The following is a 26,824-nucleotide window of genomic DNA, read 5'->3' as shown; positions in this document are numbered from 1 at the left end:
CCGCCCCGGGCCTCTCCCGGCGTCCGAGGGGAAACCGCTCGGTGTCCGGCCTGCTTCCCCGGCTGTGCTCCGGCTGTTCCCCGGCCCGTGCCCGCTCCCGGCGGGGACCGCCGGGGTTCACCCGAAGCCGCCGAATCCGTGCGGGGCCGTGATCGGCGATGCGCCGGGCGGGGCGTCCGCGCGCAGTGTGGCGGGGCCGGCACAGGGCGTGAAGGTGCTCGGGGGTGTGCCCGCACCGGCCTGCCCGAGCCACGACCGTTCAGCATCCTCCGGCCCGGCCCGGCCCGGCCCGGCCCGGCCCGGCGTTCCGGCGATCGGTCAGGAGGAGGACTGCGGGGAGCGGGGCCGCGGTCTCAACCCTCCGCGCCCGGGGTGTGCCGGCGCAGGTGGGCCCGGGCGTACGGGACCTCGTCGGGGTGGCCGTGCAGCCGGGCGAGGTGCCATGCCTGATCGCCGCCGAGGTGGGGGAGGGCGGCGCGTAATCGTCGGGCGCGCCAGGTGGTGCGGGGTGCCAGAAGCCACCGGTGGAGGCTGTACCGGGCGGACGCCATCACACGACCTCCTGCTGCCCCTGGTGGGGCTGGTCGAGCTGCTGCTCGCGTTTGCGTTGCTCGATGCGCAGGGACTCGACGTTCTCGGCGAACAGCCCCAGGTTCTCTTTCTCGTCCCCGCGGTTGTAGGGGGCGATGGCCAGATCGAGAGCGGTGGCGTGCTGCTCGATGGCGTCGGCCGTCTGATGGAGGTTGAAGCCGCGCTCCTTGAACTTGAAGTAGCCCATCACCGAGGTGATGACGGAGACGGCGGCACCGAGGCCGATGAGAATGCCCTTGCCGGGCTGCGGTGGATCGTAGAGGGCGGTGACGGCGGGGATGGCGGCCGAGCAGAGGATCAGCGTCCACTGGAGCCAGTTGTGCCGGCGGCGGTAGGTCGCGCTCTCGGCGCGCAGCCGGTCGATCTCCCGGGGGATGGCGTCCCGGTACGAGTACTGGCGTTCATAGGCCGGGCGCGCGATGTGGGCGGCGGCCAGGACCCTTTCCTCTTCGGCGAGTTCGAGGTCGAGTCTCAGGTCCGCGACCGGCTTGTCCTGGCCCGCGGGTTGTCCGGTCTCGAAGTTCTCCTCGAAGACGAGGTATCCGGCCGCGAGGGCGACGAGAACGAAGAAGCCGAAGATGTTGATGTGCGCCATGTCGTAGCGGCGCCAGGTGAAGGCGGTCGCGCCGATCAGGGAGAGCACCAGCAGCACGACGGTGATCAGCCCGGTGAGGCGGACGACGCCGGCCAGGCGCGTGCGTTTGATCTGGCGTTGGAGGGTGGCGATGGTCCGCCGGTGGGCTATCAGGGCGTTGATGCGGTGGTCCAAGACGGGGCCGGACTGCGGCATGTGCGGCTTCCCCACGGGCTGATCGACCGATGGTCGGACGGGTTGCTGGGAGAGTGCAGAGAGTAGCCGGTCTTTCGTTGCCGTATACAGCCGAACGGGGACCTTGCCGCCGAACGTCGCCGTATGCAGCCGAACAGGGCCGAACCGGGAGGCCGAAGCCCGGAAGCGCCGGTTCGGCTCCGGGGCGGAGCGTGGACAGCGGGGAAGGGCGCGCGGCCATCGTTCCGGAGCCCCCGGCTCGCCCGTCAGGCGGCGCCGTGGCCCGCCCGCACCGCGCGGCGCTGGCTGCGGCCGATCAGCATCTTCGCCGGGACCAGCAGGATCCACACCAGCTTCGCGAGCCCGGGGGAGACGAAGGCCAGCGGCGCGGCCACGCCGAAGATCACCACGGTCGAGGCGAGGTCGGCGACGTCCAGGCGCTGGGCCTTGCGGTTGACGGGGAGTCCGCCGCGGCGCTGCAGCCGGTGGGAGACGAGCAGCAGCGCGACATGAGCCAGGTTCGTGACCGCCACACCACCCGAGTAGACGGCGACGGCCAGCGGCTCCCCGCCGTACTCGGCCAGCAGGGACGTCGGGAACGGCATGAGCGCGATCAGGCCGAGCCCTGTCAGGGTCAGGCAGGTGACTCCGAAGTCCGTGGTGGGGAGGGTGGCCAGGATCCGCCGGTGGTCCCACCAGAACTGCGAGATCACGGCGAAGCTCAGGACGTACGCCAGGAGGTTCGGCACGTTCTGGTGGAGGGCCTCGTGGAAGCCGGCCGGCCCCAGCCCCGGAGGCACCGACACATCGAGGACCAGCAGCGTCATGGCGATGGCGAAGACGCCGTCCGAGAGGGCCGTCAGGCGCTCGGAACCCCCGGATGTCCCCGGTGCTGCCGCGGCAGCGGATGCGTGATCCACGGTGGAGACGTTAGGCGCGCGGTACGCGGGCCCGGCCGATGCGCGCCGGTGGCATCCCGACCGGGTCCGGCCCGCTCCAGCCGTGCGTGGCCGCGGACGGGGCCACCACAGGACCAGCCGCCCCGGCCGCCGGGAACCCCTTCGGCGTTCGTGCTGCCGACCGCCTCGGAGGTGCTGCCGACCGCCTCAGAGGTGCTGCCGACCGGCTCACAGGTGGTGCTGGCCGGACCGCGTGAGATGGGTGACCTCGCCGCGGCCGCCCAGCGCGGGCTGCCCGACGACGATGTAGTCGAGCCGCTCCAGCGACCGCAGGGCCTCGGTCACGTCCTCCTCGGCCAGCCCCGTGGCCCCGACGAGATCCCGCTCCAGCGGGCAGACCGGCGGCTTGGTGTCGAGGAACTCGGCGATCGCCCGGAGCACGGTGCGCTCGTGCCTGGTGATGGGTGCTTCCATGGCGGCACCTGCTAGTTCTGCTCGTCGGGCCAGTCCGCGGGGCCACCGCCGCGCCAGTCGATGAGGCGCGGGTCGTCGACCCGGACGGTGTCCTCGTCGAGCCCCGCCACGCGGAGGAACTCGACGACGTCCCCGAGCGAGTGCGCCTTGCCGACGGACTCGCCGCGGATCGTCACGCGGCGCGCGCCGTCGAGCCACGGGTGCACGACCACGGGCGGGCCCTGCTCTCCGTCCATGCCCCCAGCGTGCTGCGGGCCGCCGCGGGACGCATCCCGGCAGCGGCCCGGCCCGCTGATCGGCGGCTCACCCGGTGATGAACAGGCGGCGAGGCACCGGCGACGGCGACCGCCCGGTGGAAGCCGCCCAGCGGAACAGCCCCCGGAGCGAGGCCGAGCAGGGGACCAAGGCCCGGAGCGGAGGCCGACGTATCGCGTCAGCGCCGGGCGACGGCCCGGACGGCCTCCTCCACCCGCATCGCCCCACCGATCAGCTCCAGCACGAGCCCCGCCGTGCCCGGCTCCAGCAGCAGGGCTGCGAGGACCTGGGCCACGTCGTCCCGGGAGATCGCGTCCCGCCCGGTGTGCTCGGCGAGCCGCACCATGCCCTGGCCGGGGTCGTCGGTCAGGGCGCCGGGGCGCAGAATCGTCCAGTCCAGGCCGCTCTTCTGCCGCACATAGGAGTCCGCGGCGCCCTTGGCCCGCAGATAGGCGGCGAAGACCGGATCGGTCTCCGGCGACGGCTCCCGGTCCGCGCCCATGGACGAGACGACGAGGAACCGCCGGACCCCGGCCCGCTCCGCGGCGTCCGCGAAGAGCTGGGCCGCGCCCTGGTCCACGGTCGTCTTCCGTTCCGTGCCGCTGCCCGGCCCGGCGCCCGCGGCGAAGACCGCCGCGTCCGCCCCTTCCAGATGGGCCGCGACCTGGTCGGCCGAGGCGGACTCGAGGTCGCACACGACCGGTTCGGCGCCCGCCGCCCGCAGGTCCTCGGCCTGCTCCGGCTTGCGGATGATGCCTGATACGTCGTCCCCGCGCGCAGCGAGCAGCCGCTCCAGCCGCAGCGCGATCTGACCGTGCCCTCCAGCAATGACAATGCGCATGGCTCCGACCGTACGCCGCGCACCGGCCGTACGCCGTCCGCCACTTGCGGCCCGTGGGCCATGTGCGCGCGGCTCGTGCCCCGCGGGAGGCCGTGCGAACCGCCTCCCGGCGCCCGCCGTTCGGGCCCGTCGCCGTTCGGGGCCGTTCCGCCCCGCCCCTCAGGACCCGTTGCTCCCGTTGGACCCGTGACACCAGGAGCCCCCCTGGGACTGCCGTGGCAGGTCGAGCCCCGCCACGGCCGCCGAGTCGCAGTACTCCCGCACCGCGCTGGTCCGGGCGACGACCCGGCCCCGGTGCACCACGACCCGGCTGTACGCCAGCGACAGCACGCCGGCCAGACCGGCGCCGCGCACCGCGAGCAGCTCCGCGGGGAAGCCCGCCTCCACCCGTACCTCCGGCAGCCCCATCGCCGCCCGCGCCCGGCCGCTGATCGCGCCGTACGCCGCCTCGGGCTGTTCACCGCCTTGTGTGACCAGGAGATACGCGGCCTCCAGGGGGTCGCCGCGCCCCACCGGGTTCGCCACGTCCCGCAGCGCCCCGCTGCCCGCCGCGACCCGTACGCCCGCCGCCCGCAGCAGCCGCACCGGGGCCGTGCCCGTGCGGCCGGTCATCGGCCCGCAGCCGCCCTGCGGCAGGCAGACGACCGTGATGCCGGCCGCCGCCAGCTGGTCCGCCGCCCGCCGGGCCGTCTCCGGGGGAAGCCGGTCCAGGCCCGCGCACGGGCCCACCGTGACGCCCGGCCGCAGCCCGCCCGCCATCGCCGCGAGCCGGGCGAGCCGGGCGGGGTCGTCCGCCTCCGTGTGCAGGTCGACGGGGCAGCCGTGCTCCGCGGCGACCTCCAGGACGGCCTCCACATAGCCCGTCGGGTCCGGGTCGAGGTCCGGACAGCCGCCGACCGCGGACGCGCCCATCTTCACCGCGTCCCGCAGCATCGCCAGCCCGTCCGCGCCGGCCACGCCGGTGAGGAGCCGCGGCACCGCGACGGTGCTCAGATCGGTCAGACCGCGCAGCGCCCGCCCGGCCTGGAGCACGGCCTCCAGCGAGTTCAGCCCCTGCACGTCGCCGATCCGGACGTGCGAGCGCAGGGCCGTCGCACCGTGCCCCAGCTGCAGCAACGCGGCTTCCGTGGTGCGCCGCTGGACGTCCTCGGGGGTGTACGGGACGGGCCCCTCCGCGGTGGCGGTGAGCGCCGTGTCGCTGTGCGCGTGCGGTTCGGCGGGCGCCGGGAGGAGCAGGTAGCCGTGCAGGTCGACCCGCGCGCCGTTCCCGGCGCAGCCGCCCGCGCGTTCGAGGCTCCCGGCCGTGCCGACGGCCTCGATGCGCCCGCCGCTCAGCCGGACGTCCACCGTCCGGCCGTCCGCCAGTCCGGCGCCGCACAGCAGCAGCGTGACGGGGTCCGGCGCCGCGCCGTCACGTCTCGGGGGGTGCTGCGGGTGGCTTTCGGACATCGCGCTCCCTGCCGTTGTTCGGGGGCCCGGGGCCGTCCTCCGGAAGACACCGGCGGGGGCCCGGCGCCGCCAAGATCACGCAGCGCGGGACGAGCCTAGAGCGCCGCCGGTGCGGCATCGCGGAGGAGCCCAATAGTCGTACCGGTGTGGTGGCCAGGAGCGGTCTGTGGGCGGCCGATACGGATTTCACCTTCGGCGGCCGACCGTGTAATGTCTTCATCGCTCGCCCCAATAGCTCAGTCGGCAGAGCGTCTCCATGGTAAGGAGAAGGTCTACGGTTCGATTCCGTATTGGGGCTCTGATGTGCGAGTGACCCGCCTTCGGGCGGGGCGCGCATGCATCAAAGCGGTGTAGCTCAGTCGGTAGAGCAAGCGGCTCATAATCGCTGTGTCACCGGTTCAAGTCCGGTCACCGCTACTGACAGTAGCCGATTGTGGGTTCGGTCCTCCGATCGGCTACTCTTCTCTGCGTTCATCCATCCGTCCGGCAAGGAGCACTCACGTGGCTGCCACCGACGTCCGCCCGAAGATCACGCTGGCCTGCGTGGAGTGCAAGGAGCGGAACTACATCACCAAGAAGAACCGGCGTAACAACCCGGACCGTCTTGAGATGAAGAAGCACTGCCCGCGCTGCAACTCGCACACCGCGCACCGCGAGACGCGATAGCACCGGCTCGCACACGAGGCCGTCCCCGAGCCGGGGGCGGCCTCGCGTCGTTGGTCGGCGGCCGTGCCGACGGCCCGGCGGTCGCCCGGCAGGAGCAGTGGTCCCCGGGTGTGACGGTGGCCGGGCGGTTCGGCCCGCCCCCGCTGCCGGCGGGAGGCCCGCCGTGGCGGTTCCGGCCACCACCCTTCTCCGCGCGGCCCGGTCGGGCCGCACCACCGCACATCAGGGAGACCAGATGGCGCTCGACCAGTCCTTCGTCGGGCGGAGCTACCCGCCCACCCGGCCGTACGAGGTCGGCCGGGAGAAGATCCGCGAGTTCGCGGAGGCCATCGGGGACGCCAACCCCGTGTACACCGATCCGGACGCCGCCAAGGAGCTCGGTCACCCCGATGTGATCGCTCCGCCGACGTTCGTCTTCTCGGTCACCTTCAAGGCGGCCTTCCAGGTCATCGAGGACCCGGCGCTCGGGCTCGACTACAGCCGCGTCGTCCACGGCGACCAGAAGTTCGTCCACACGCGCCCCGTCCGCGCAGGGGACCGGCTCTCGGTCACCTCGTCGATCGAGTCGATCAAATCCCTCGCCGGGAACGACGTGCTGTCGGTCCGCGGCGACGTCCACGACGACAGCGGCGAGCACGTGGTGACCGCCTACACCAAGCTGGTGGCCCGCGCCGCCGAGGAGGCCTGATGACCGCGACGATCTCCTACGACGACGTCGAGGTCGGCACCGAACTGCCCGCGCAGACCTTCCCGGTGACCCGCGACACCCTCGTCCGCTACGCCGGTGCCTCCGGGGACTTCAACCCGATCCACTGGAACGAGACGTTCGCCAAGGAGGTGGGGCTCCCCGACGTCATCGCGCACGGCATGTTCACGATGGCGGAGGCGATCCGCGTGGTCACCGACTGGGCCGGGGACCCCGGGGCGGTCGTCGAGTACGGGGTGCGCTTCACCAAGCCCGTCGTGGTGCCCAACGACGGCGAGGGAGCGTCCATCGAGGTCGGCGCCAAGGTCGCCGCCAAGCTGGACGACCGTACGGTGCGGGTGGACCTCACCGCGATGAGCGCCGGGCAGAAGGTGCTGGGCATGTCCCGCGCCCTGGTCCGCCTGGCCTGAGCCGTTCGGCGTCGCCCCGCAGTACCGAGGGGGCTGCCGTCCGGGCCGGGCAGGCACCGCGCGTCCGGCCCGGCCCGAGCGGCAGCTCCCGGGGCGGCGCGTCGGGTTGCCAGGTTAGTGATTGGTCACTAACTTGTTCTCATGGCCAAGGGAAGTATGAGGATGAGCGCCGAGGAGCGGCGGGAGAGCATCGTCCGCGCCGCGATGGCGGAGTTCGCCCGCGGCGGCTACCACGGCACCTCCACGGAGACCATCGCCCGCCGGGTCGGCGTCTCGCAGCCGTATCTCTTCCGGCTCTTCCCGAACAAGCAGGCCATCTTCCTGGCGGCGGCGGACCGCTGTGTGGCGGAGACCCGCCGGGCCTTCACCGCGGCCGTCCGCGAGGAGCCGGGGCTCAGTGCGCACGACGCGATGGGGGCGGCCTACCGCCGCCTCGTCCACGACCCCGACATGCTGCTGATGCAGCTGCAGCTGTACGTCGCGGTGGCCGCGGCGGAGGCGGCGGGTGACCACGAATTCGGGGCCGGGATCCGGGCGGCCTGGCTCGAACTCTGGGACCAGGCGCACCTCGCCCTCGGCGGCGACAGCGCCGAGACCGCGGGGTTCTTCGCCTACGGCATGCTGATCAACGTTCTGGTGGCGCTGGGCTTCTCCCCGGACCACCGGGTCTGGTCCGGGATGCAGCTCCCGCCGGAGTGACCTCCGGGTCCGTCCGCCCGGCGTTGCCCGGGGCGGCGCGGTCGTCCGGTCTCGAAAGTTAGTGATCAATAACTAATAGACGGAGGTGCGGCAATGAAGGATCCGGCAGGACAGCGCGGCCGGACGGTCTGGGCGCTGATCATCACCAGCGCCGCCGGTTTCATGGCGGCGCTCGACAACCTCGTCGTCACCACCGCCCTGCCGGCCATCCGGGAGGATCTCGGCGGGGCGCTGGACGACCTCGAATGGACGGTGAGCGCCTACACCCTCACCTTCGCCGTCCTCCTGATGTCCGGCGCGGCCCTCGGCGACCGGTTCGGCCGCCGGCGGCTCTTCGGCGTGGGTCTGGCCGTCTTCACGGCGGCCTCGGCCGGTGCCGCCCTGGCCCCCGGCATCGACGGCCTGATCGCCGCCCGCGCCGTCCAGGGTGTCGGCGCCGCGATCATGATGCCGCTGACACTGACCCTGCTGGCGGACACGGTCCCCGCCGAGCGCCGCGGGATGGCGTACGGGATCTGGGGCGCCGTCAACGGTCTCGCGGTCGCCTCCGGTCCGCTCATCGGCGGCTCCCTCACCGAGCACCTGTCCTGGCAGTGGATCTTCTGGCTGAACGTGCCGATCGGCGTGGCCCTGCTGCCCCTGGCCCGGCTGCGGCTCCTGGAGAGCCGTCGGCCGGGTGCCCGGCTCGACCCCGTCGGCACGGCGCTGGCCGGCACCGGTCTCTTCGGCATCGTCTACGCGCTGGTCAGGGGGAACGCCGACGGCTGGACCAGCGGGACGGTCCTCACCGGGCTGCTCGCGGGCGGTGCGCTCCTGGTCGCCTTCGTCGCCCACCAACTCCGCGCCGCGCACCCCATGCTCCCCATGCGGCTCTTCCGGAGCCGGGCCTTCTCCGCCGTCAACGCCGCGAGCCTGCTGATGTTCCTGGGCATGTTCGGATCGATCTTCCTGCTCAGCCAGTTCCTCCAGGGGGTCGCGGGGTATTCGCCGACCGAGGCGGGGCTGCGGATGCTGCCCTGGACGGGCATGCCGATGCTCGTCGCGCCGCTCGCCGGGTACCTCTCGGACCGTGTCGGCGGCCGGCCGGTGGTCGCCGCCGGGCTCGGCCTGCAGGCGCTCGGCCTCGCCCTGTTCGCCGTCGTCATCGAACCCGGCGTCTCCTACGCCGCGCAGCTCCCCGCCCTGATCATCAGCGGTGTCGGCATGGCCCTGTACTTCGCGCCCGCCGCCAACGTGGTCATGGCGAGCGTCCGGCCGGCCGAGCAGGGCATCGCCTCCGGCGCGAACAACGCCTTCCGCGAACTGGGCGGCGCCCTCGGCGTCGCGGTCCTGGCCGCGGTCTTCTCGGCCCAGGGCGGCTACGCGTCCGCCCAGCGGTTCACCGACGGCCTGACCCCGGCCCTGTGGACCGGTGCCGCGGCCGTGGCCGTCGCCGCCGCGGCGGCCCTGCTGATTCCCGTGCGGCGCGGCACCCCTGAGCCGTCCCCCGCGGCGGCGGGGGAGACGAGCGAGGAGCCGGTCGCCGTCTGACGTGCCGGGGCCGGTGCCGGAGCCGCAGCCGATGCCTGGGTGAGCCGGGCATCGGTGGTCGGCGCCGGCCCCGGCCCCGGCCGGCGGGTCCTGGCTCGCCCGGCCCCGGGGCAATGACCGGAGCCGGACCCGGAGCCGGACCCGGAACCGGACCCGGAGCCGGACCCGGAACCGGACCCGGCCCCGGACCTGGGGCCGGGTCCGGGGCCCGCGCAAGGTCAGCACGCACTCCGCTCGAACCCGCTGCCGTCGCCCACGTCCAAGCGCCGTCGTCCGCCCCCGGCGGGCCCCGCGCCCCTACTCCGCCCCACCGCCCCGGCCCCGGCCGGCCCTCCCCTTACCCTTGAGCCCGTGCAGGAACTCCATGACGCGCCCCTCGCCCCCCTGACCACGTTCCGGCTGGGCGGCCCCGCCGCCCGCCTCGTCACCGCCACCACGGACGACGAGGTCATCGCCGCCGTCCGCGACGCCGACGCCACCGGCACCCCGCTGCTGATCGTCGGCGGCGGCAGCAACCTCGTCATCGGCGACAAGGGCTTCGAGGGCACCGCGCTGCGCATCGCCACCAGCGGTTTCTCCCTCGACGGCAGCCGTCTCGAGCTGGCCGCCGGCGAGAACTGGTCCGATGCCGTCGCACGCACCGTGGAAGCGGGCCTCGCCGGCGTCGAGTGTCTCGCCGGCATCCCCGGATCCGCCGGTGCGACGCCGATCCAGAACGTCGGCGCCTACGGCCAGGAGGTCTCCTCGGTGATCACCGAGGTGGTGGCCTTCGACCGCAGGACCGGCGAGACGGTGACCCTCCCGAACGCGGAGTGCGCCTTCTCCTACCGGCACAGCCGCTTCAAAGCGGACCCCGAGCGCTTCGTCGTCCTCCGGGTCCGCTTCGCGCTGGAGGACGCCGACGGGGCTTCGGCCCCGGTCAAGTACGCCGAGCTGGCCCGCACGCTCGGCGTCGGCCCCGGCGACCGCGTCCCCGCGGCCCGGGCCCGCGAAGCCGTGCTGAAGCTGCGCGCGGGCAAGGGCATGGTGCTGGACCCGGAGGACCACGACACCTGGTCCGCGGGGTCCTTCTTCACCAACCCGATCCTCACGGCCGAGCAGCACGCGGCGTTCGTCGCCCGGGTCGCCGACCGCCTCGGCCCGGACGCGGCGCCGCCGGCCTACCCCGCGGGGGACGGCCTGACCAAGACCTCCGCCGCCTGGCTCATCGACAAGGCGGGCTTCACCAAGGGCTACGGCAGCGGTCCGGCGCGGATCTCCACCAAGCACACCCTGGCGCTGACCAACCGCGGCAACGCGACCACCGAGGACCTGCTGGCCCTCGCCCGTGAGGTCCGCGACGGGGTGCACGCCGCCTTCGGCGTCACGCTGGTCAACGAGCCGGTGACGGTCGGCGTCAGCCTGTAGAACCGTGCCGGGCCGGGCCCCGGGCCGTCCCCGGGCTGTCCGCGCCAGGGCTGCGTCCCCTGTGCGGGACGCCGGACTGCCGCTCGGCGACTCCGGCCGGGCAGCCGCGGCGCCACGGCCCGGCCCGGTCCGGCCCCCGGCCGGACCCCGTGCTGCCCAGGCCCTGCCCGGCCACCGTCGCCGTGGGCCCGTGCCCCACACGGGGGACGCGGCCCACAGCCGGGAGTCCGCCCCTGGGCGTGCTCAGCCGGCGAGCCATGCGTCCACCCCGCCCCGGACACGCTCAGCCGACCGGCCCACCCCGCCCCGGAGGCGTCAGCCGACGAGCCCGGCGTCACCCTGCCCAGGCACGCTCAGCCGACGAGCCAGGCCTCACCTCGCTACGCGGGGTGTCAGCCGGCGAGCCAGCCGTCGACCCCCGCCAGCAGCTTCGCCTTCGCCTCCGCCGGTGCGGCCGATCCGCGCACCGACTGCCGGGCCAGCTCGGCCAGTTCGGCGTCGGTGAAGCCGTGGTGCTCCCGGGCCAGCTCGTACTGCGCGGCCAGCCGGCTCCCGAACAGCAGCGGGTCGTCCGCGCCCAGCGCCATCGGCACCCCGGCCTCGAACAGCGTCCGCAGCGGTACGTCCTCCGGCTTCTCGTAGACACCCAGCGCCACGTTCGAGGAGGGGCAGACCTCGCAGGTCACCCCGCGGTCGGCGAGCTTGCGCAGCAGCCGCGGGTCCTCCGCGGCCCGCACCCCGTGCCCGATCCGCCCCGCGCCCAGGTCGTCGAGGCAGTCCCGGACACTCGCCGGACCGGACAGCTCGCCGCCGTGCGGGGCGGCCAGCAGCCCGCCCTCCCGCGCGATCGAGAAGGCCCGGTCGAAGTCCCGGGCGAAACCCCGGCGTTCGTCGTTGGAGAGGCCGAACCCGACGACCCCGCGGTCCGCGTACCGCACCGCGAGCCGCGCCAGGGTGCGGGCGTCCAGCGGGTGCTTCATACGGTTCGCCGCGACGAGAACCCGTATCCCGACGCCGGTGTCCCTCGAGGCGGACTCCACCGCGTCGAGGATGACCTCCATGGTCGGGATCAGCCCGCCCAGCCGCGGCGCGTACGAGGTGGGATCGACCTGGATCTCCAGCCAGCCGGACCCGTCCCGGGCGTCCTCCTCGGCCGCCTCACGGACCAGCCGCTGGATGTCCTCGGCCGTCCTGAGGCAGGACCGGGCGATGTCGTACAGCCGCTGGAAGCGGAACCAGCCCCGCTCGTCGGTGGCCCGGAGCGTCGGCGGCTCGCCGCCGCTCAGCGCCTCCGGGAGGTGGACGCCGTACCTGTCGGCGAGCTCCAGCAGGGTGCTGGACCGCATCGACCCGGTGAAGTGCAGGTGCAGATGGGCCTTCGGCAGCTGACGGACATCACGAACGCTCTCCATCCCAGGATCCTGCCGCATCCGTCGGCCCGGCGGGTAGGGCATTGCCCGATCGAGGGGTTGCCCACAGGCACGTTCGATCCGGGGCCGCGAGATCAGGCGCAGCGACGATCCGGCACAGCGACGATCCGGGGGAGCGACGGCGGGCCGCGACGATCAGGGGCAGCGACGCCGGGGCCGCGCCCCGCGGTCCCGGCGCGCACCGCAGTCCCGGCGCGCACCCGCGGCCGACCCCAGTGGCCGGTAAGGCGCGGCCGGGAAACGCGATGCGGGCTCCCGGCCGGAGCCGGGAGCCCGCATCGGAAAGCGCGGTGGGCGGCGTTACGCCCGCGCCTCGCCCAGCAGCTTCTGGACCCGCGAGACACCCTCGACCAGGTCCTCGTCGCCCAGGGCGTAGGACAGCCGCAGGTAGCCCGGGGTGCCGAATGCCTCGCCCGGCACGACCGCGACCTCGGCCTCCTCCAGGATGATCTCGGCCAGCTCCACGCTGCTCTGCGGGCGCTTGCCGCGGATCTCCCGGCCGAGCAGACCCTTGACCGACGGGTAGACGTAGAACGCGCCCTCCGGCTCCGGGCACTCCACGCCGTCGATCTCGTTCAGCATCCGCACGACGGTCCGGCGCCGGCGGTCGAACGCCTCACCCATCGTCTTCACGGCCTCCAGGTCACCGGAGATCGCGGCGAGCGCGGCGGCCTGGGCGACGTTCGACACGTTGGAGGTGGCGTGCGACTGGAGGTTGGTCGCGGCCTTGACCACGTCCTTCGGGGCGATGAGCCACCCCACGCGCCAGCCGGTCATGGCGTACGTCTTGGCGACGCCGTTGACCACGATGCACTTGTCCTGCAGCTCCGGCACGACGACCGGCAGCGAGGAGAACTCCGCTTCGCCGTAGACCAGGTGCTCGTAGATCTCGTCGGTCATCACCCACAGGCCGTGCTCGGCGGCCCAGCGGCCGATCTCCTCGACCTGGGCGCGCGAGTAGACGGCACCGGTCGGGTTGGACGGCGAGACGAAGAGCACCACCTTCGTGCGCTCCGTGCGGGCCGCCTCCAGCTGCTCCACGGAGACCCGGTAACCGGTCGTCTCGTCGGCCACGACGTCGACCGGCACACCGCCCGCGAGCCGGATCGACTCCGGGTAGGTGGTCCAGTACGGCGCGGGCACGATGACCTCGTCACCCGGGTCGAGGATCGTCGCGAAGGCCTCGTAGATCGCCTGCTTGCCACCGTTGGTGACCAGCACCTGCGACGCCTCGATCGCGTAGCCGGAGTCGCGGCGGGTCTTCTCGACGATCGCGGCCTTCAGCTCGGGGAGACCGCCGGCCGGGGTGTAGCGGTGGTACTTCGGGTCGCGGGCCGCTTCGACCGCCGCCTCGACGATGTAGTCCGGCGTCGGGAAGTCGGGCTCACCGGCACCGAAGCCGATGACGGGACGCCCGGCGGCCTTGAGGGCCTTGGCCTTGGCGTCCACGGCGAGAGTTGCGGACTCGGAGATCGCGCCGATACGGGCCGAGACCCGTCGGTCGCGCGGGGACTGTGCGGGAGGAGTAGCAGCGCTCATACCTGCATCGTCGCAGACCACCGGGAGACCCGGAACGGGGGTTTGCGCCGGGCTCGCCCCGGGGTGCCGGGCCGGGGCGGGGTGCCACCTGTTCGACGCCCAGCGCGGGAACACGTACACTCACTGGTCGTTGGCCCTCACCGGCCGCTGCTCCCCGCGCACTCCGTGCACCCGGGCGGATGCGGTAGGTTGGGGGAACACAACAAAGGGTCGTAGCTCAATTGGTAGAGCACTGGTCTCCAAAACCAGCGGTTGGGGGTTCAAGTCCCTCCGGCCCTGCTACACACACCTTCGCCAGGATGTGTGCGCATGTACGTAACGCATGTACGTAACGAATTGCATCGCCGTGCGGCTCCACCGGGCGCGGCACGGCCACGACCCGGGATTCAGGTGAGGACGAGTGACGGCAGCCCCTGGCTCCACCGCGACGCCTGAAAGCGGTCGTCCCGAAGACGAGGACGAACTTCCGGCGGCGAAGCGGCGTCGAGGCGGCAAGCGCGGTAAGAAGGGCCCCATGGCCCGGCTCGCGCTCTTCTACCGCCAGATCGTCGCCGAGCTGCGCAAGGTCGTGTGGCCGACGCGCAGCCAGCTGACGACGTACACCACGGTCGTCATTGTCTTCGTTGTCATCATGATCGGCCTTGTGACCGTGATTGACTATGGATTCTCCGCGGCCGTCAAGTACGTCTTCGGATGATCCCGCGGGCGGACCCGCGAGGTGTCCCTCCGCCTGTTCCACCCCTTGAAGCCAGGAAGAAGCAGCCACCGTGTCTGACCCGAACCTGAACGACGCCGTCGAGCCCGTCGAGGGCGAAGAGGCTGCGGCGACGGCCGAGGCGGCCGTGGACGCGGCCGGCACGGTCGATGAGGAACGGCTCGACGACGACGCGCTCGACATCATCGAAGGCGCCGACGAGGTCGACCTCGCCGAGGCAGCCGACGCCGCCGCGGGCGAGCCCGCCGAGGAGGCCGCGCTCCACCTCGAGGACGACGCCACCGCCGTCGCCGAGACCGCCGAGGACGAGGCCGCCGTCGGCGCCGAGGCCCCGGTCGACCCGATCCAGGCGCTCCGCGACGAGCTGCGCACCCTGCCCGGCGAGTGGTACGTGATCCACACCTACGCGGGCTACGAGAACCGGGTGAAGACCAACCTGGAGCAGCGCGCCGTCTCGCTCAACGTCGAGGACTACATCTTCCAGGCCGAGGTGCCGCAGGAAGAGGTCGTCCAGATCAAGAACGGCGACCGCCGCACCGTCCGCCAGAACAAGCTCCCCGGCTACGTGCTGGTGCGCATGGACCTGACGAACGAGTCGTGGGGCGTCGTCCGGAACACCCCGGGCGTCACCGGCTTCGTGGGCAACGCCTACGACCCGTACCCGCTGACGCTGGACGAGATCGTCAAGATGCTGGCCCCGGAGGCCGAGGAGGCCGCCGCGAAGAAGGCCGCCGAGGAGGCCGGTGCCCCGGCGCCGAGCCGCAAGGTCGAGGTCCAGGTGCTGGACTTCGAGGTCGGCGACTCGGTCACCGTCACCGACGGCCCGTTCGCGACCCTGCAGGCGACGATCAACGAGATCAACGCCGACTCCAAGAAGGTCAAGGGCCTCGTCGAGATCTTCGGCCGCGAGACCCCGGTCGAGCTGAGCTTCGACCAGATCCAGAAGAACTGACCCCCGGACCACCGTCCGCGGGCACACCAGCTGCCGACCAGGTCAGACCGGCTTCCGAAGCCGGTCTGACCTCTCGGTTTTTGGACGCACGGCCATACCCGTTATCGTTGTGCGGTATGCCTCCAACCGGATGAACCGGTCCGGAGGCGAAACACCTCTCACTAGGACCCGGAGAGAGCATGCCTCCCAAGAAGAAGAAGGTCACGGGGCTGATCAAGCTCCAGATCCAGGCCGGTGCCGCCAACCCGGCTCCGCCGGTCGGCCCCGCGCTGGGTCAGCACGGCGTCAACATCATGGAGTTCTGCAAGGCCTACAACGCCGCGACCGAGTCGCAGCGTGGCATGGTCGTGCCGGTGGAGATCACGGTCTACGAGGACCGCTCCTTCACCTTCATCACCAAGACCCCGCCGGCCGCGAAGCTGATCCTCAAGGCCGCGGGCGTGGAGAAGGGCTCCGGCGAGCCGCACAAGACCAAGGTCGCGAAGATCACCCGCGACCAGGTCCGCGAGATCGCCACCACCAAGATGCCCGACCTGAACGCCAACGACCTGGACGCCGCCGAGAAGATCATCTCCGGCACCGCCCGTTCCATGGGCATCACGGTCGAGGGCTGACAGCCACCCCTGCCGAGCGGTGACACCGCCCGGCACACCCCGTGGCAGGGCCATGCGCCGGCCCGTACCACGACTCCACACCCCTGAGGAGCAGCAGTGAAGCGCAGCAAGACTCTCCGCGCTGCGGACGCCAAGGTCGACGCGGAGCGCCTGTACGCCCCGCTCGAGGCCGTCCGTCTCGCCAAGGAGACCACCGCGACGAAGTTCGACGCCACCGTCGAGGTCGCCTTCCGTCTGGGCGTTGACCCGCGCAAGGCCGACCAGATGGTCCGCGGCACCGTGAACCTTCCGCACGGCACCGGTAAGACCGCCCGGGTCCTGGTCTTCGCGACCGGTGACCGTGCCGAGGCCGCGCGTGCCGCGGGCGCCGACATCGTCGGTGCCGACGAGCTCATCGACGAGGTGTCGAAGGGCCGTCTGGACTTCGACTCCGTCGTCGCCACCCCGGACCTCATGGGCAAGGTCGGCCGCCTCGGCCGCGTGCTCGGTCCCCGTGGCCTGATGCCGAACCCGAAGACCGGCACCGTGACCCCGGACGTGGCCAAGGCCGTGACCGAGATCAAGGGCGGCAAGATCGAGTTCCGCGTCGACAAGCACTCGAACCTTCACTTCATCATCGGCAAGGTCTCTTTCGACGAGGCCAAGCTGGTGGAGAACTACGGCGCCGCGCTGGAGGAGATCCTCCGTCTGAAGCCGTCCGCCGCGAAGGGCCGCTACATCAAGAAGGCGGCGCTGACCACCACGATGGGCCCCGGCATCCCGCTGGACGCCAACCGCACCCGCAACCTCCTCACCGAGGAGGACCCCGCCGCCGTCTGATCCTCGGATCCGACCGCTGCGGCGCGTCTGCGTCGGGCCGGGCCCCGCACCTCTGCACGAGGCGCGGGGCCCGGCCTTTTGCGTGGCGGCCGGGGCGTGGCGGCCGGTGCGGCGTGGCGGCCGGGGCAGCTGGTTGTCCGGTGCGGTGCGGTGGCGCAGGGCGCCGGTACGGCCCGGGAGCACCCCGCCGGAGGTCGATTTGCCTGGCGGCGACCGGTCCGCGTAAGCTACTCCGGTAGCCAAAGACCGCTGGTCGTTGCCGGGTGCCCCAGGGCATGCGGCAGCCGAAGGATCCGCTTCTCGCGGACGGCCCGTGCAGGTGAATGAGGATGGAACTCCCATGCGACCTTCGGGTTCGTATGGTCGAGTCACGCCCCGTGCGCCTGCACCGGGGCGTTTCGTTTTGTGCAGCCCCTTCCGTTGCTTCTCTTCCGACGGCTCGTCGCCGAGCCCGGGGTGGTGGAGCCCAGTGTGCCCACGAGGGCGGTCCCGGCTGCTTTGCTTCCGAATGCTTTGCACAGAGCACAGACGGAGCGAAGAGACGTGTCACGGCTGATCGGAAGGTCAGTCGAGGATCATCACCCGGAAGGAGGCCGAGGCTCATGGCGAGGCCCGACAAGTCCGCCGCGGTTGCCGAGCTGACGGACAAGTTCCGCAGCTCGAACGCCGCCGTGCTGACCGAGTACCGCGGTCTCACCGTGGCTCAGCTCAAGCAGCTGCGCCGTTCGCTCGGTGAGAACGCCCAGTACGCCGTGGTGAAGAACACGCTGACCAAGATTGCGGCCAACGAGGCCGGGATCAACCAGCTCGATGACCTGTTCGCGGGTCCGACGGCTGTCGCCTTCGTCACCGGTGACCCGGTGGAGTCGGCGAAGGGTCTCCGTGACTTCTCCAAGGAAAACCCCAACCTCATCATCAAGGGCGGTGTCCTTGACGGCAAGGCGCTGTCCGCCGATGAGATCAAGAAGCTCGCGGACCTCGAGTCCCGCGAGGTGCTGCTCGCCAAGCTTGCCGGTGGCATGAAGGCGTCCATGGCCAAGGCCGCGGCGACCTTCCAGGCCCCGCTCTCGAAGTTCGTCCGCACCGCGGACGCCCTTCGCGGCAAGGTCGAGCAGGGCGGTGCCGGTACGCCGGCTCCCGCCGAGGCCGAGGCGTCGGAGTAACACTCCGCGTCCGGTCGGAGCGGGCCCGTATACGACCTGCCGTCAGGCAGACGCCCGCCACAACGAAGCTGTACATCCGGCACCAGCCGAATTAGTGGAAGGACCGCCACCATGGCGAAGCTCACCCAGGACGAGCTGCTCGCGCAGTTCAGCGAGATGACCCTCATCGAGCTCTCCGAGTTCGTGAAGGCCTTCGAGGAGAAGTTCGACGTCGAGGCTGCCGCCCCGGTCGCCATCGCCGCCGCCGGTGGCGCGGGCGCCCCGGCCGCCGAGGCCGTCGAGGAGCAGGACGAGTTCGACGTCATCCTCACCGGCGCCGGCGACAAGAAGATCCAGGTCATCAAGGTCGTGCGTGAGCTGACCTCCCTGGGTCTGAAGGAGGCCAAGGACCTCGTCGACGGCACCCCGAAGCCGGTCCTCGAGAAGGTCAGCAAGGAGGCCGCCGAGAAGGCTGCCGAGTCCCTCAAGGGCGCCGGCGCGGCCGTCGAGGTCAAGTGACCTTCGGGGTCCTGTGACCCCTGGGGTTCCGGTCGACCGGGGGCGCCGCCGCGCGGTGTCCCCGTCCCGGTGAAACCCTGCTGAACCGAGAGCGATCACCCATCGGGGTGGTCGCTCTCGGTCGTTCCCGCTGCGGTTCCCTTGCTCGTCGCGCGACGCCAGGTATGGTGATCTTCGTTGTCCGGCCTGCGGGCTCCCGGGTGGTCCCCGGAGGGCGGGGGGCCTTGACGAACGGCACGCGGCGCGCAATTCTCGGGACGCGTCTTCCGCGATCCAGGATCCGAGGCATGGATCGAAGACGAAGAGGGAAGTAACGAGTTGCGCTTCCAGCGCGTGGCTTGCCGAAGATTGAAGAACAGCGAGGGGGAGACCTCTCACCGGAGGGAGAGATTGGCACTGCCGGTCTCCGGAAATCCGCTCTGGACATCAGTGGGCCAAGTGGCTACACTGACCCTTTGCGCTGCCTGTTAGCTGCTCCCTGCCCGTCACCAGGGGCACGCCCACGTTCGAGCACTACTGGATGAAGATCCCTGAACTGGGATTTCTCTCGGTGTGTGCGGACTGGACCGGTACGCGCGTAGTGAGTCCGAGCCCTCGGAAGGACCCCCTCTTGGCCGCCTCGCGCAACGCCTCGACTGCCAATACGAACAACGGCGCCAGCACCGCACCGCTGCGCATCTCCTTTGCGAAGATCAAGGAGCCCCTCGAGGTTCCGAACCTCCTTGCGCTGCAAACCGAGAGCTTCGACTGGCTGCTCGGCAATGCCGCATGGAAGGCTCGTGTCGAGTCGGCCCTGGACAGTGGACAGGACGTCCCCACCAAGTCCGGTCTGGAGGAGATCTTCGAAGAGATCTCCCCGATCGAGGACTTCTCCGGGTCGATGTCGCTGACCTTCCGCGACCACCGCTTCGAGCCGCCGAAGAACTCCATCGACGAGTGCAAGGAGCGCGACTTCACCTACGCCGCGCCGCTCTTCGTCACCGCCGAGTTCACCAACAACGAGACCGGCGAGATCAAGTCCCAGACGGTCTTCATGGGCGACTTCCCGCTCATGACCCCCAAGGGCACCTTCTGCATCAACGGCACCGAGCGTGTCGTCGTGTCGCAGCTCGTCCGCTCGCCGGGTGTGTACTTCGACAGCTCCATCGACAAGACGTCCGACAAGGACATCTTCTCGGCCAAGGTCATCCCCTCCCGGGGTGCCTGGCTGGAGCTCGAGATCGACAAGCGCGACATGGTCGGTGTCCGCATCGACCGCAAGCGCAAGCAGTCCGTCACCGTGCTGCTCAAGGCGCTCGGCTGGACCACCGAGCAGATCCTCGAGGAGTTCGGCCAGTACGAGTCGATGCGCGCCACCCTGGAGAAGGACCACACCCAGGGCCAGGACGACGCGCTGCTCGACATCTACCGCAAGCTGCGTCCGGGCGAGCCGCCGACGCGCGAGGCCGCGCAGACCCTGCTGGAGAACCTCTACTTCAACCCGAAGCGCTACGACCTCGCCAAGGTCGGCCGCTACAAGGTGAACAAGAAGCTCGGCGGGGACGAGCCGCTCGACGCCGGTGTCCTGACCACGGACGACGTCATCGCGACGATCAAGTACCTGGTCAAGCTGCACGCGGGCGAGACCGAGACGATCGGCGAGAACGGCAACTCCATCGTTGTCGAGACCGACGACATCGACCACTTCGGCAACCGTCGTCTGCGCAACGTCGGCGAGCTCATCCAGAACCAGGTCCGCACCGGTCTGGCCCGGATGGAGCGCGTCGTCCGCGAGCGGATGACCACCCAGGACGTCGAGGCGATCACGCCGCAGACCCTGATCAACATCCGGCCGGTCGTCGCCTCCATCAAGGAGTTCTTCGGCACCAGCCAGCTGTCCCAGTTCATGGACCAGACCAACCCGCTCTCGGGTCTGACCCACAAGCGCCGGCTGTCGGCGCTGGGTCCGGGCGGTCTGAGCCGTGAGCGGGCGGGCTTCGAGGTCCGTGACGTGCACCCGTCGCACTACGGCCGCATGTGCCCGATCGAGACGCCCGAAGGCCCGAACATCGGTCTGATCGGCTCGCTCGCCTCCTACGGCCGGGTCAACGCGTTCGGCTTCGTCGAGACCCCGTACCGCAAGGTCACGAACGGCCAGGTCACCGACGACGTCGACTACCTGACCGCCGACGAGGAGGACCGCTTCGTCATCGCGCAGGCGAACGCCCCGCTGACGGACGACCTGCACTTCGCCGAGAACCGGGTCCTGGTCCGCCGCCGTGGCGGCGAGGTCGACTACATCCCGGGCGACGAGGTCGACTACATGGACGTCTCGCCGCGCCAGATGGTGTCGGTCGCGACCGCCATGATTCCGTTCCTCGAGCACGACGACGCCAACCGTGCGCTCATGGGATCGAACATGATGCGCCAGGCGGTGCCGCTGATCAAGGCGGAGGCCCCGCTGGTCGGCACCGGCATGGAGTACCGCTGCGCGGTCGACGCCGGTGACGTCATCAAGGCCGAGAAGCCGGGTGTGGTCCAGGAGGTCTCCGCGGACTACGTCACGGTCGCCAACGACGACGGCACGTACACCACGTACCGCGTCGCCAAGTTCTCCCGCTCCAACCAGGGCACCTCCTTCAACCAGAAGGTCGTCGTCGACGAGGGCGCGCGCGTCATCGAGGGCCAGGTCCTCGCCGACGGTCCGTCCACCGACGAGGGCGAGATGGCGCTCGGCAAGAACCTGCTCGTCGCGTTCATGCCGTGGGAGGGCCACAACTACGAGGACGCGATCATCCTGTCGCAGCGCCTCGTCCAGGACGACGTCCTCTCCTCGATCCACATCGAGGAGCACGAGGTCGACGCCCGTGACACCAAGCTGGGCCCCGAGGAGATCACCCGGGACATCCCGAACGTCTCCGAGGAGGTCCTCGCCGACCTCGACGAGCGCGGCATCATCCGGATCGGTGCCGAGGTCGTCGCCGGCGACATCCTGGTCGGCAAGGTCACCCCGAAGGGTGAGACCGAGCTGACCCCGGAGGAGCGCCTGCTCCGCGCGATCTTCGGTGAGAAGGCCCGTGAGGTCCGTGACACCTCGCTGAAGGTGCCGCACGGCGAGACCGGCAAGGTCATCGGCGTCCGCGTCTTCGACCGCGAGGAGGGCGACGAGCTGCCCCCGGGCGTGAACCAGCTGGTCCGCGTCTACGTGGCGCAGAAGCGCAAGATCACCGACGGTGACAAGCTCGCCGGCCGTCACGGCAACAAGGGCGTCATCTCCAAGATCCTCCCGGTCGAGGACATGCCGTTCCTGGAGGACGGCACCCCGGTCGACATCATCCTCAACCCGCTGGGTGTCCCGTCCCGAATGAACCCGGGACAGGTCCTGGAGATCCACCTCGGCTGGCTCGCCAGCCAGGGCTGGAAGGTCGAGGGCGGCGAGGACTGGATGCGGCGCCTCCAGGGGATCGGCGCCGACGAGGTGGCCGCGGGCACCAACGTCGCCACCCCGGTCTTCGACGGCGCCCGCGAGGACGAGATCGCCGGTCTCTTCGAGTCGACGATCCCGAACCGCGACGGCGAGCGGATGGTCCAGCCCTCGGGCAAGGCCAACCTGTTCGACGGCCGCTCCGGTGAGCCGTTCCCGGACCCGATCTCGGTCGGGTACATGTACATCCTCAAGCTGCACCACCTGGTCGACGACAAGCTGCACGCCCGGTCGACCGGTCCGTACTCGATGATCACCCAGCAGCCGCTGGGTGGTAAGGCCCAGTTCGGTGGCCAGCGCTTCGGTGAGATGGAGGTGTGGGCGCTGGAGGCTTACGGCGCCGCGTACGCCCTCCAGGAGCTGCTGACCATCAAGTCCGACGACGTCACCGGCCGCGTGAAGGTCTACGAGGCCATCGTCAAGGGCGAGAACATCCCTGAGCCCGGCATCCCCGAGTCCTTCAAGGTGCTCATCAAGGAGATGCAGTCCCTGTGCCTCAACGTGGAGGTGCTGTCCTCGGACGGCATGTCCATCGAGATGCGCGACACCGACGAGGACGTCTTCCGCGCTGCGGAGGAGCTCGGTATCGACCTGTCGCGGCGCGAGCCGAGCAGCGTCGAAGAGGTCTGACGGGTCTGGCCGGGGCCCCGCAAGGAGCCCCGGCCCTCCCCAGAGCCCCTGTGGCACTGGGGGGACCCCCAGCCGGACCCCAGTCAGACCATTGAAGACTCGACCCCGAAAGAGGGATTGACGACAAGTGCTCGACGTCAACTTCTTCGACGAGCTGCGGATCGGCCTCGCCACTGCTGACGACATCCGTCAGTGGTCACACGGTGAGGTCAAGAAGCCGGAGACCATCAACTACCGCACCCTCAAGCCCGAGAAGGACGGACTCTTCTGCGAGAAGATCTTCGGTCCGACCCGGGACTGGGAGTGCTACTGCGGCAAGTACAAGCGCGTCCGCTTCAAGGGCATCATCTGTGAGCGCTGTGGTGTCGAGGTCACCCGCGCCAAGGTGCGTCGTGAGCGGATGGGCCACATCGAGCTCGCCGCTCCCGTCACCCACATCTGGTACTTCAAGGGCGTCCCGTCGCGGCTGGGCTACCTGCTCGACCTCGCCCCGAAGGACCTCGAGAAGGTCATCTACTTCGCCGCCTACATGATCACGTGGGTGGACGAGGAGCGCCGCACGCGCGACCTGCCCTCGCTGGAGGCCCACGTCTCCGTCGAGCGCCAGCAGATCGAGCAGCGCCGCGACGCCGACCTGGAGTCCCGTGCCAAGAAGCTCGAGGGCGACCTGGCCGAGCTGGAGGCCGAGGGCGCCAAGGCCGACGCCCGCCGCAAGGTGCGCGAAGGCGCCGAGCGCGAGATGAAGCAGCTCCGTGACCGCGCCCAGCGCGAGATCGACCGTCTCGACGAGGTGTGGAGCCGCTTCAAGAACCTCAAGGTCCAGGACCTCGAGGGCGACGAGCTGCTCTACCGCGAGCTGCGGGACCGCTTCGGCACGTACTTCGACGGCTCCATGGGCGCCGCCGCTCTGCAGAAGCGCCTGGAGACCTTCGACCTGGACGAGGAGGCCGAGCGCCTCCGCGAGATCATCCGGACCGGCAAGGGCCAGAAGAAGACCCGTGCGCTCAAGCGCCTCAAGGTCGTCTCCGCCTTCCTGCAGACCAGCAACAGCCCCAAGGGCATGGTGCTGGACTGCGTCCCGGTGATCCCGCCGGACCTGCGTCCGATGGTGCAGCTGGACGGTGGCCGCTTCGCGACCTCCGATCTGAACGACCTGTACCGCCGTGTGATCAACCGGAACAACCGTCTGAAGCGGCTTCTCGACCTCGGTGCCCCCGAGATCATCGTGAACAACGAGAAGCGGATGCTGCAGGAGGCCGTCGACGCGCTGTTCGACAACGGCCGCCGCGGCCGGCCGGTCACCGGCCCGGGCAACCGTCCGCTGAAGTCGCTGTCCGACATGCTCAAGGGCAAGCAGGGCCGCTTCCGGCAGAACCTGCTCGGTAAGCGCGTCGACTACTCGGCCCGTTCGGTCATCGTCGTCGGCCCGCAGCTCAAGCTGCACCAGTGCGGTCTGCCGAAGGCCATGGCGCTGGAGCTCTTCAAGCCGTTCGTGATGAAGCGCCTGGTGGACCTCAACCACGCGCAGAACATCAAGTCGGCGAAGCGCATGGTCGAGCGCGGCCGCACGGTCGTGTACGACGTGCTCGAAGAGGTCATCGCCGAGCACCCGGTGCTGCTGAACCGTGCGCCGACGCTGCACCGTCTGGGCATCCAGGCCTTCGAGCCGCAGCTGGTCGAGGGCAAGGCCATTCAGATTCACCCGCTCGTCTGCACCGCGTTCAACGCGGACTTCGACGGTGACCAGATGGCCGTGCACCTGCCGCTGTCCGCGGAGGCCCAGGCCGAGGCCCGCATCCTGATGCTGTCCTCGAACAACATCCTCAAGCCGGCCGACGGCCGTCCGGTCACCATGCCGACCCAGGACATGGTGCTGGGCCTCTTCTTCCTCACCACGGACGAGGAGGAGCGCACGGTGATCGGCGAGGGCCGGTCCTTCGGCTCCACCGCCGAGGCGATCATGGCCTTCGACGCCCGCGAGCTCTCGCTCCAGGCGAAGGTCGACATCCGCTTCCCGATCGGCACCGTCCCGCCGCGTGGCTGGACCCCGCCGGTTCCGGAGGAGGGCGAGCCGGAGTGGCAGCAGGGTGACAGCTTCCGGCTGCGGACGACCCTGGGCCGCGCGCTCTTCAACGAGCTGCTGCCCGAGGACTACCCGTTCGTCGACTACTCGGTGGGCAAGAAGCAGCTCTCCGAGATCGTCAACGACCTCGCCGAGCGCTACCCGAAGGTCATCGTGGCGGCGACGCTCGACAACCTGAAGGCGGCCGGCTTCCACTGGGCCACCCGCTCCGGCGTCACCGTCGCCGTCTCCGACATCGTCGTGCCGGAGGCCAAGAAGGAGATCGTCGCGGGCTACGAGGCCCAGGACGAGAAGGTCCAGAAGCAGTACGAGCGCGGCCTGATCACCAAGGACGAGCGCACCCAGGAGCTCATCGCGATCTGGACCAAGGCGACCAACGAGGTTGCCGAGGCCATGAACGAGAACTTCCCGAAGACGAACCCCATCTTCATGATGGTCGACTCGGGTGCGCGCGGAAACATGATGCAGATGCGTCAGATCGCGGGTATGCGTGGTCTGGTGTCCAACGCGAAGAACGAGACCATCCCGCGGCCCATTAAGGCGTCGTTCCGTGAGGGTCTCTCCGTGCTGGAGTACTTCATCTCCACCCACGGTGCCCGTAAGGGTCTCGCGGACACCGCGCTGCGTACCGCCGACTCGGGTTACCTGACCCGTCGTCTGGTGGACGTCTCGCAGGACGTCATCATCCGCGAGGAGGACTGCGGCACCGAGCGCGGTCTCAAGCTGAAGATCGCCGCGAAGGACGCCGCCGGCGTGCTCCGCAAGGCGGACGACGTCGAGACCAGCGTGTACGCGCGGATGCTCGCCGAGGACGTCGTCGTCGACGGCAAGGTGATCGCTCCGGCCAACGTCGACCTGGGCGATGTCCTCATCGACCAGCTCGTCCGGCACGGTGTCGAGGAGGTCAAGACCCGCTCGGTCCTGACCTGTGAGTCCGCGGTCGGCACCTGCGCCTTCTGCTACGGCCGTTCGCTGGCCACCGGCAAGCTGGTCGACATCGGTGAGGCCGTCGGCATCATCGCGGCCCAGTCCATCGGTGAGCCCGGCACCCAGCTGACGATGCGTACCTTCCACACCGGTGGTGTGGCGGGTGACGACATCACCCAGGGTCTGCCCCGTGTCGTCGAGCTCTTCGAGGCTCGTACGCCGAAGGGTGTCGCCCCGATCTCCGAGGCCGCCGGCCGCGTCCGGATCGAGGAGACCGAGAAGACCAAGAAGCTCGTCGTCACTCCGGACGACGGCTCCGACGAGACGGCGTTCCCGATCTCGAAGCGGGCCCGTCTGCTGGTGGGCGAGGGCGACCACGTCGAGGTGGGCCAGAAGCTCACCGTGGGTGCCACCAACCCGCACGACGTGCTGCGGATCCTCGGCCAGCGCGCCGTCCAGGTCCACCTGGTCGGCGAGGTCCAGAAGGTCTACAACTCGCAGGGTGTGTCGATCCACGACAAGCACATCGAGATCATCATCCGGCAGATGCTGCGCCGTGTGACGATCATCGAGTCCGGCGACGCGGAGCTGCTGCCGGGCGAGCTCGTGGAGCGTACGCGCTTCGAGGGTGAGAACCGTCGTGTGGTCACGGAAGGCGGCCACCCGGCCTCCGGCCGTCCGCAGCTGATGGGTATCACCAAGGCCTCGCTGGCGACCGAGTCGTGGCTGTCGGCGGCGTCCTTCCAGGAGACGACCCGGGTGCTCACCGACGCGGCGATCAACGCCAAGTCGGACTCCCTGATCGGCCTCAAGGAGAACGTGATCATCGGTAAGCTCATCCCGGCCGGTACGGGGCTCTCCCGCTACCGCAACATCCGGGTCGAGCCGACCGAGGAGGCGAAGGCTGCGATGTACTCGGCCGTCGGTTACGACGACATCGACTACTCGCCCTTCGGCACGGGTTCCGGTCAGGCGGTTCCGCTGGAGGACTACGACTACGGGCCGTACAACGGCTGATGTCGGACGTCTTCTGACGTCGGAGCACGTCAGCGGCGGTTTGCGCGAGGCGGTCACCCCGGAGGGGGTGGCCGCCTCGCGGCGTTTTCGCCGGGCGTTTTCGCCGTGCGGTGCGCGCTTGGGGGGCTTGCGGTTCGTTTCGGCGGGCGTTGGTTTGTTGGGTGCGGGTGTGTGGTGGTTTCGGGGCGACGCCCGGCGGCCCGACACCGGTGCCCACTGCGGGGCGACGCTCTTCTACGACCTCCACCTCGACGGCGCGGTGACCGAGAACGCCGCCT

23 protein-coding genes and 3 tRNA genes are annotated in these 26,824 nt (G+C 70.6%); 17 read left to right on the top strand and 9 right to left on the bottom strand.

Translation table 11 applies throughout. The features are described 5' to 3' along the window. Positions 1-353: 353 nt before the first annotated feature. The 7 genes from ABT112_RS10310 to ABT112_RS10280 form a co-directional block, all read right to left on the bottom strand. Positions 354-551, bottom strand: coding sequence for a hypothetical protein (locus tag ABT112_RS10310; RefSeq protein ID WP_351507683.1), 198 nt, complete (start codon positions 549-551; stop codon positions 354-356). Next, complete coding sequence (locus ABT112_RS10305) at positions 551-1,381, bottom strand: DUF4231 domain-containing protein (RefSeq protein ID WP_351507681.1); 831 nt, start codon at positions 1,379-1,381, stop codon at positions 551-553. The genes ABT112_RS10310 and ABT112_RS10305 overlap by 1 nt, the downstream gene beginning before the upstream one ends. Positions 1,382-1,626: 245 nt before the next feature. Continuing rightward, entirely contained in the window at positions 1,627-2,280 is a 654-nt protein-coding gene (locus ABT112_RS10300) for a TMEM175 family protein (protein ID WP_351507679.1), read from the bottom strand. A gap of 207 nt (positions 2,281-2,487) precedes the next feature. Continuing rightward, complete coding sequence (locus tag ABT112_RS10295; protein WP_351507677.1) at positions 2,488-2,733, bottom strand: hypothetical protein; 246 nt, start codon at positions 2,731-2,733, stop codon at positions 2,488-2,490. Between the two features lie 11 nt (positions 2,734-2,744). Then, a complete protein-coding gene (locus ABT112_RS10290) occupies positions 2,745-2,969 on the bottom strand; it encodes a hypothetical protein (RefSeq protein WP_351507675.1) in 225 nt (74 codons plus the stop codon). 197 nt (positions 2,970-3,166) lie between these two features. After that, the gene (locus tag ABT112_RS10285; RefSeq protein ID WP_351507673.1) at positions 3,167-3,829 is read right to left on the bottom strand and encodes an SDR family oxidoreductase; all 663 of its coding nucleotides are present in this window, start codon (positions 3,827-3,829) and stop codon (positions 3,167-3,169) included. A gap of 159 nt (positions 3,830-3,988) precedes the next feature. Beyond that, the gene (locus ABT112_RS10280) at positions 3,989-5,278 is read right to left on the bottom strand and encodes an amidohydrolase family protein (RefSeq protein WP_351507671.1); all 1,290 of its coding nucleotides are present in this window, start codon (positions 5,276-5,278) and stop codon (positions 3,989-3,991) included. Positions 5,279-5,503: 225 nt separating this feature from the next. On the opposite strand from ABT112_RS10280, the gene ABT112_RS10275 reads away from it, so the two are divergent. The 8 genes from ABT112_RS10275 to ABT112_RS10240 all read left to right on the top strand — a co-directional run bounded on the left by ABT112_RS10275 (position 5,504) and on the right by ABT112_RS10240 (position 10,696). Further along, positions 5,504-5,576, top strand: a tRNA-Thr gene (locus ABT112_RS10275). A 46-nt stretch (positions 5,577-5,622) separates the two neighbouring features. Further along, a tRNA-Met gene (locus ABT112_RS10270) sits at positions 5,623-5,695 on the top strand. A gap of 84 nt (positions 5,696-5,779) precedes the next feature. Then, a complete protein-coding gene (rpmG, locus tag ABT112_RS10265) occupies positions 5,780-5,944 on the top strand; it encodes a 50S ribosomal protein L33 (RefSeq protein ID WP_003956487.1) in 165 nt (54 codons plus the stop codon). A gap of 235 nt (positions 5,945-6,179) precedes the next feature. Beyond that, on the top strand, positions 6,180-6,632 hold the full coding sequence (locus ABT112_RS10260; protein WP_351507669.1) for an FAS1-like dehydratase domain-containing protein: 453 nt from the start codon (positions 6,180-6,182) through the stop codon (positions 6,630-6,632). Further along, complete coding sequence (locus ABT112_RS10255) at positions 6,632-7,060, top strand: MaoC family dehydratase (RefSeq protein ID WP_351507667.1); 429 nt, start codon at positions 6,632-6,634, stop codon at positions 7,058-7,060. The genes ABT112_RS10260 and ABT112_RS10255 overlap by 1 nt, the downstream gene beginning before the upstream one ends. Before the next feature lie 162 nt (positions 7,061-7,222). Beyond that, complete coding sequence (locus ABT112_RS10250) at positions 7,223-7,759, top strand: TetR/AcrR family transcriptional regulator (RefSeq protein WP_502975310.1); 537 nt, start codon at positions 7,223-7,225, stop codon at positions 7,757-7,759. A gap of 93 nt (positions 7,760-7,852) precedes the next feature. Further along, positions 7,853-9,289, top strand: a complete 1,437-nt coding sequence (locus ABT112_RS10245; protein WP_351507664.1) for a DHA2 family efflux MFS transporter permease subunit — start codon at positions 7,853-7,855, stop codon at positions 9,287-9,289. 351 nt (positions 9,290-9,640) lie between these two features. Next, complete coding sequence (locus ABT112_RS10240; RefSeq protein WP_351507661.1) at positions 9,641-10,696, top strand: UDP-N-acetylmuramate dehydrogenase; 1,056 nt, start codon at positions 9,641-9,643, stop codon at positions 10,694-10,696. Between the two features lie 392 nt (positions 10,697-11,088). On the opposite strand, the gene ABT112_RS10235 is transcribed toward ABT112_RS10240, so the two are convergent. Together ABT112_RS10235 and ABT112_RS10230 are read right to left on the bottom strand one after the other, a co-directional pair. After that, the gene (locus tag ABT112_RS10235; protein WP_351507659.1) at positions 11,089-12,108 is read right to left on the bottom strand and encodes an adenosine deaminase; all 1,020 of its coding nucleotides are present in this window, start codon (positions 12,106-12,108) and stop codon (positions 11,089-11,091) included. A 318-nt stretch (positions 12,109-12,426) separates the two neighbouring features. Then, entirely contained in the window at positions 12,427-13,665 is a 1,239-nt protein-coding gene (locus ABT112_RS10230) for a pyridoxal phosphate-dependent aminotransferase (protein ID WP_351507657.1), read from the bottom strand. Between the two features lie 206 nt (positions 13,666-13,871). On the opposite strand from ABT112_RS10230, the gene ABT112_RS10225 reads away from it, so the two are divergent. The 9 genes from ABT112_RS10225 (at position 13,872) to ABT112_RS10185 (ending at position 26,546) form a co-directional block, all read left to right on the top strand. Next, positions 13,872-13,944: transfer RNA gene (locus ABT112_RS10225), tRNA-Trp, on the top strand. 121 nt (positions 13,945-14,065) lie between these two features. Beyond that, on the top strand, positions 14,066-14,362 hold the full coding sequence (gene secE, locus ABT112_RS10220) for a preprotein translocase subunit SecE (protein WP_351507655.1): 297 nt from the start codon (positions 14,066-14,068) through the stop codon (positions 14,360-14,362). A gap of 70 nt (positions 14,363-14,432) precedes the next feature. Further along, positions 14,433-15,332 carry a transcription termination/antitermination protein NusG gene (nusG, locus tag ABT112_RS10215; protein WP_351507653.1) on the top strand — a complete coding sequence of 300 codons (900 nt, stop codon included), beginning with the start codon at positions 14,433-14,435 and terminating at the stop codon, positions 15,330-15,332. A gap of 179 nt (positions 15,333-15,511) precedes the next feature. Beyond that, positions 15,512-15,946: a 50S ribosomal protein L11 gene (rplK, locus tag ABT112_RS10210; protein ID WP_351507651.1), complete on the top strand. Its 435-nt coding sequence runs from the start codon at positions 15,512-15,514 to the stop codon at positions 15,944-15,946. A gap of 96 nt (positions 15,947-16,042) precedes the next feature. Continuing rightward, positions 16,043-16,765: a 50S ribosomal protein L1 gene (gene rplA / locus ABT112_RS10205; RefSeq protein WP_351507649.1), complete on the top strand. Its 723-nt coding sequence runs from the start codon at positions 16,043-16,045 to the stop codon at positions 16,763-16,765. 602 nt (positions 16,766-17,367) lie between these two features. After that, positions 17,368-17,928 carry a 50S ribosomal protein L10 gene (gene rplJ / locus ABT112_RS10200; protein WP_351507648.1) on the top strand — a complete coding sequence of 187 codons (561 nt, stop codon included), beginning with the start codon at positions 17,368-17,370 and terminating at the stop codon, positions 17,926-17,928. Positions 17,929-18,039: 111 nt separating this feature from the next. Further along, positions 18,040-18,426, top strand: a complete 387-nt coding sequence (rplL, locus tag ABT112_RS10195; RefSeq protein WP_351507646.1) for a 50S ribosomal protein L7/L12 — start codon at positions 18,040-18,042, stop codon at positions 18,424-18,426. Positions 18,427-19,036: 610 nt separating this feature from the next. Next, positions 19,037-22,519, top strand: coding sequence for a DNA-directed RNA polymerase subunit beta (rpoB, locus tag ABT112_RS10190; protein WP_351507644.1), 3,483 nt, complete (start codon positions 19,037-19,039; stop codon positions 22,517-22,519). Between the two features lie 127 nt (positions 22,520-22,646). Continuing rightward, positions 22,647-26,546 carry a DNA-directed RNA polymerase subunit beta' gene (locus tag ABT112_RS10185; RefSeq protein WP_351507642.1) on the top strand — a complete coding sequence of 1,300 codons (3,900 nt, stop codon included), beginning with the start codon at positions 22,647-22,649 and terminating at the stop codon, positions 26,544-26,546. The last annotated feature ends 278 nt before the right edge of the window (positions 26,547-26,824 follow it).

It is taken from the genome of Streptomyces sp. NPDC002055, assembly GCF_040296705.1.
GTDB lineage: Bacteria > Actinomycetota > Actinomycetes > Streptomycetales > Streptomycetaceae > Streptomyces.
Note: the sequence above shows the minus strand (reverse complement) of the source record. Positions and strands in the feature narration are given on the sequence as shown.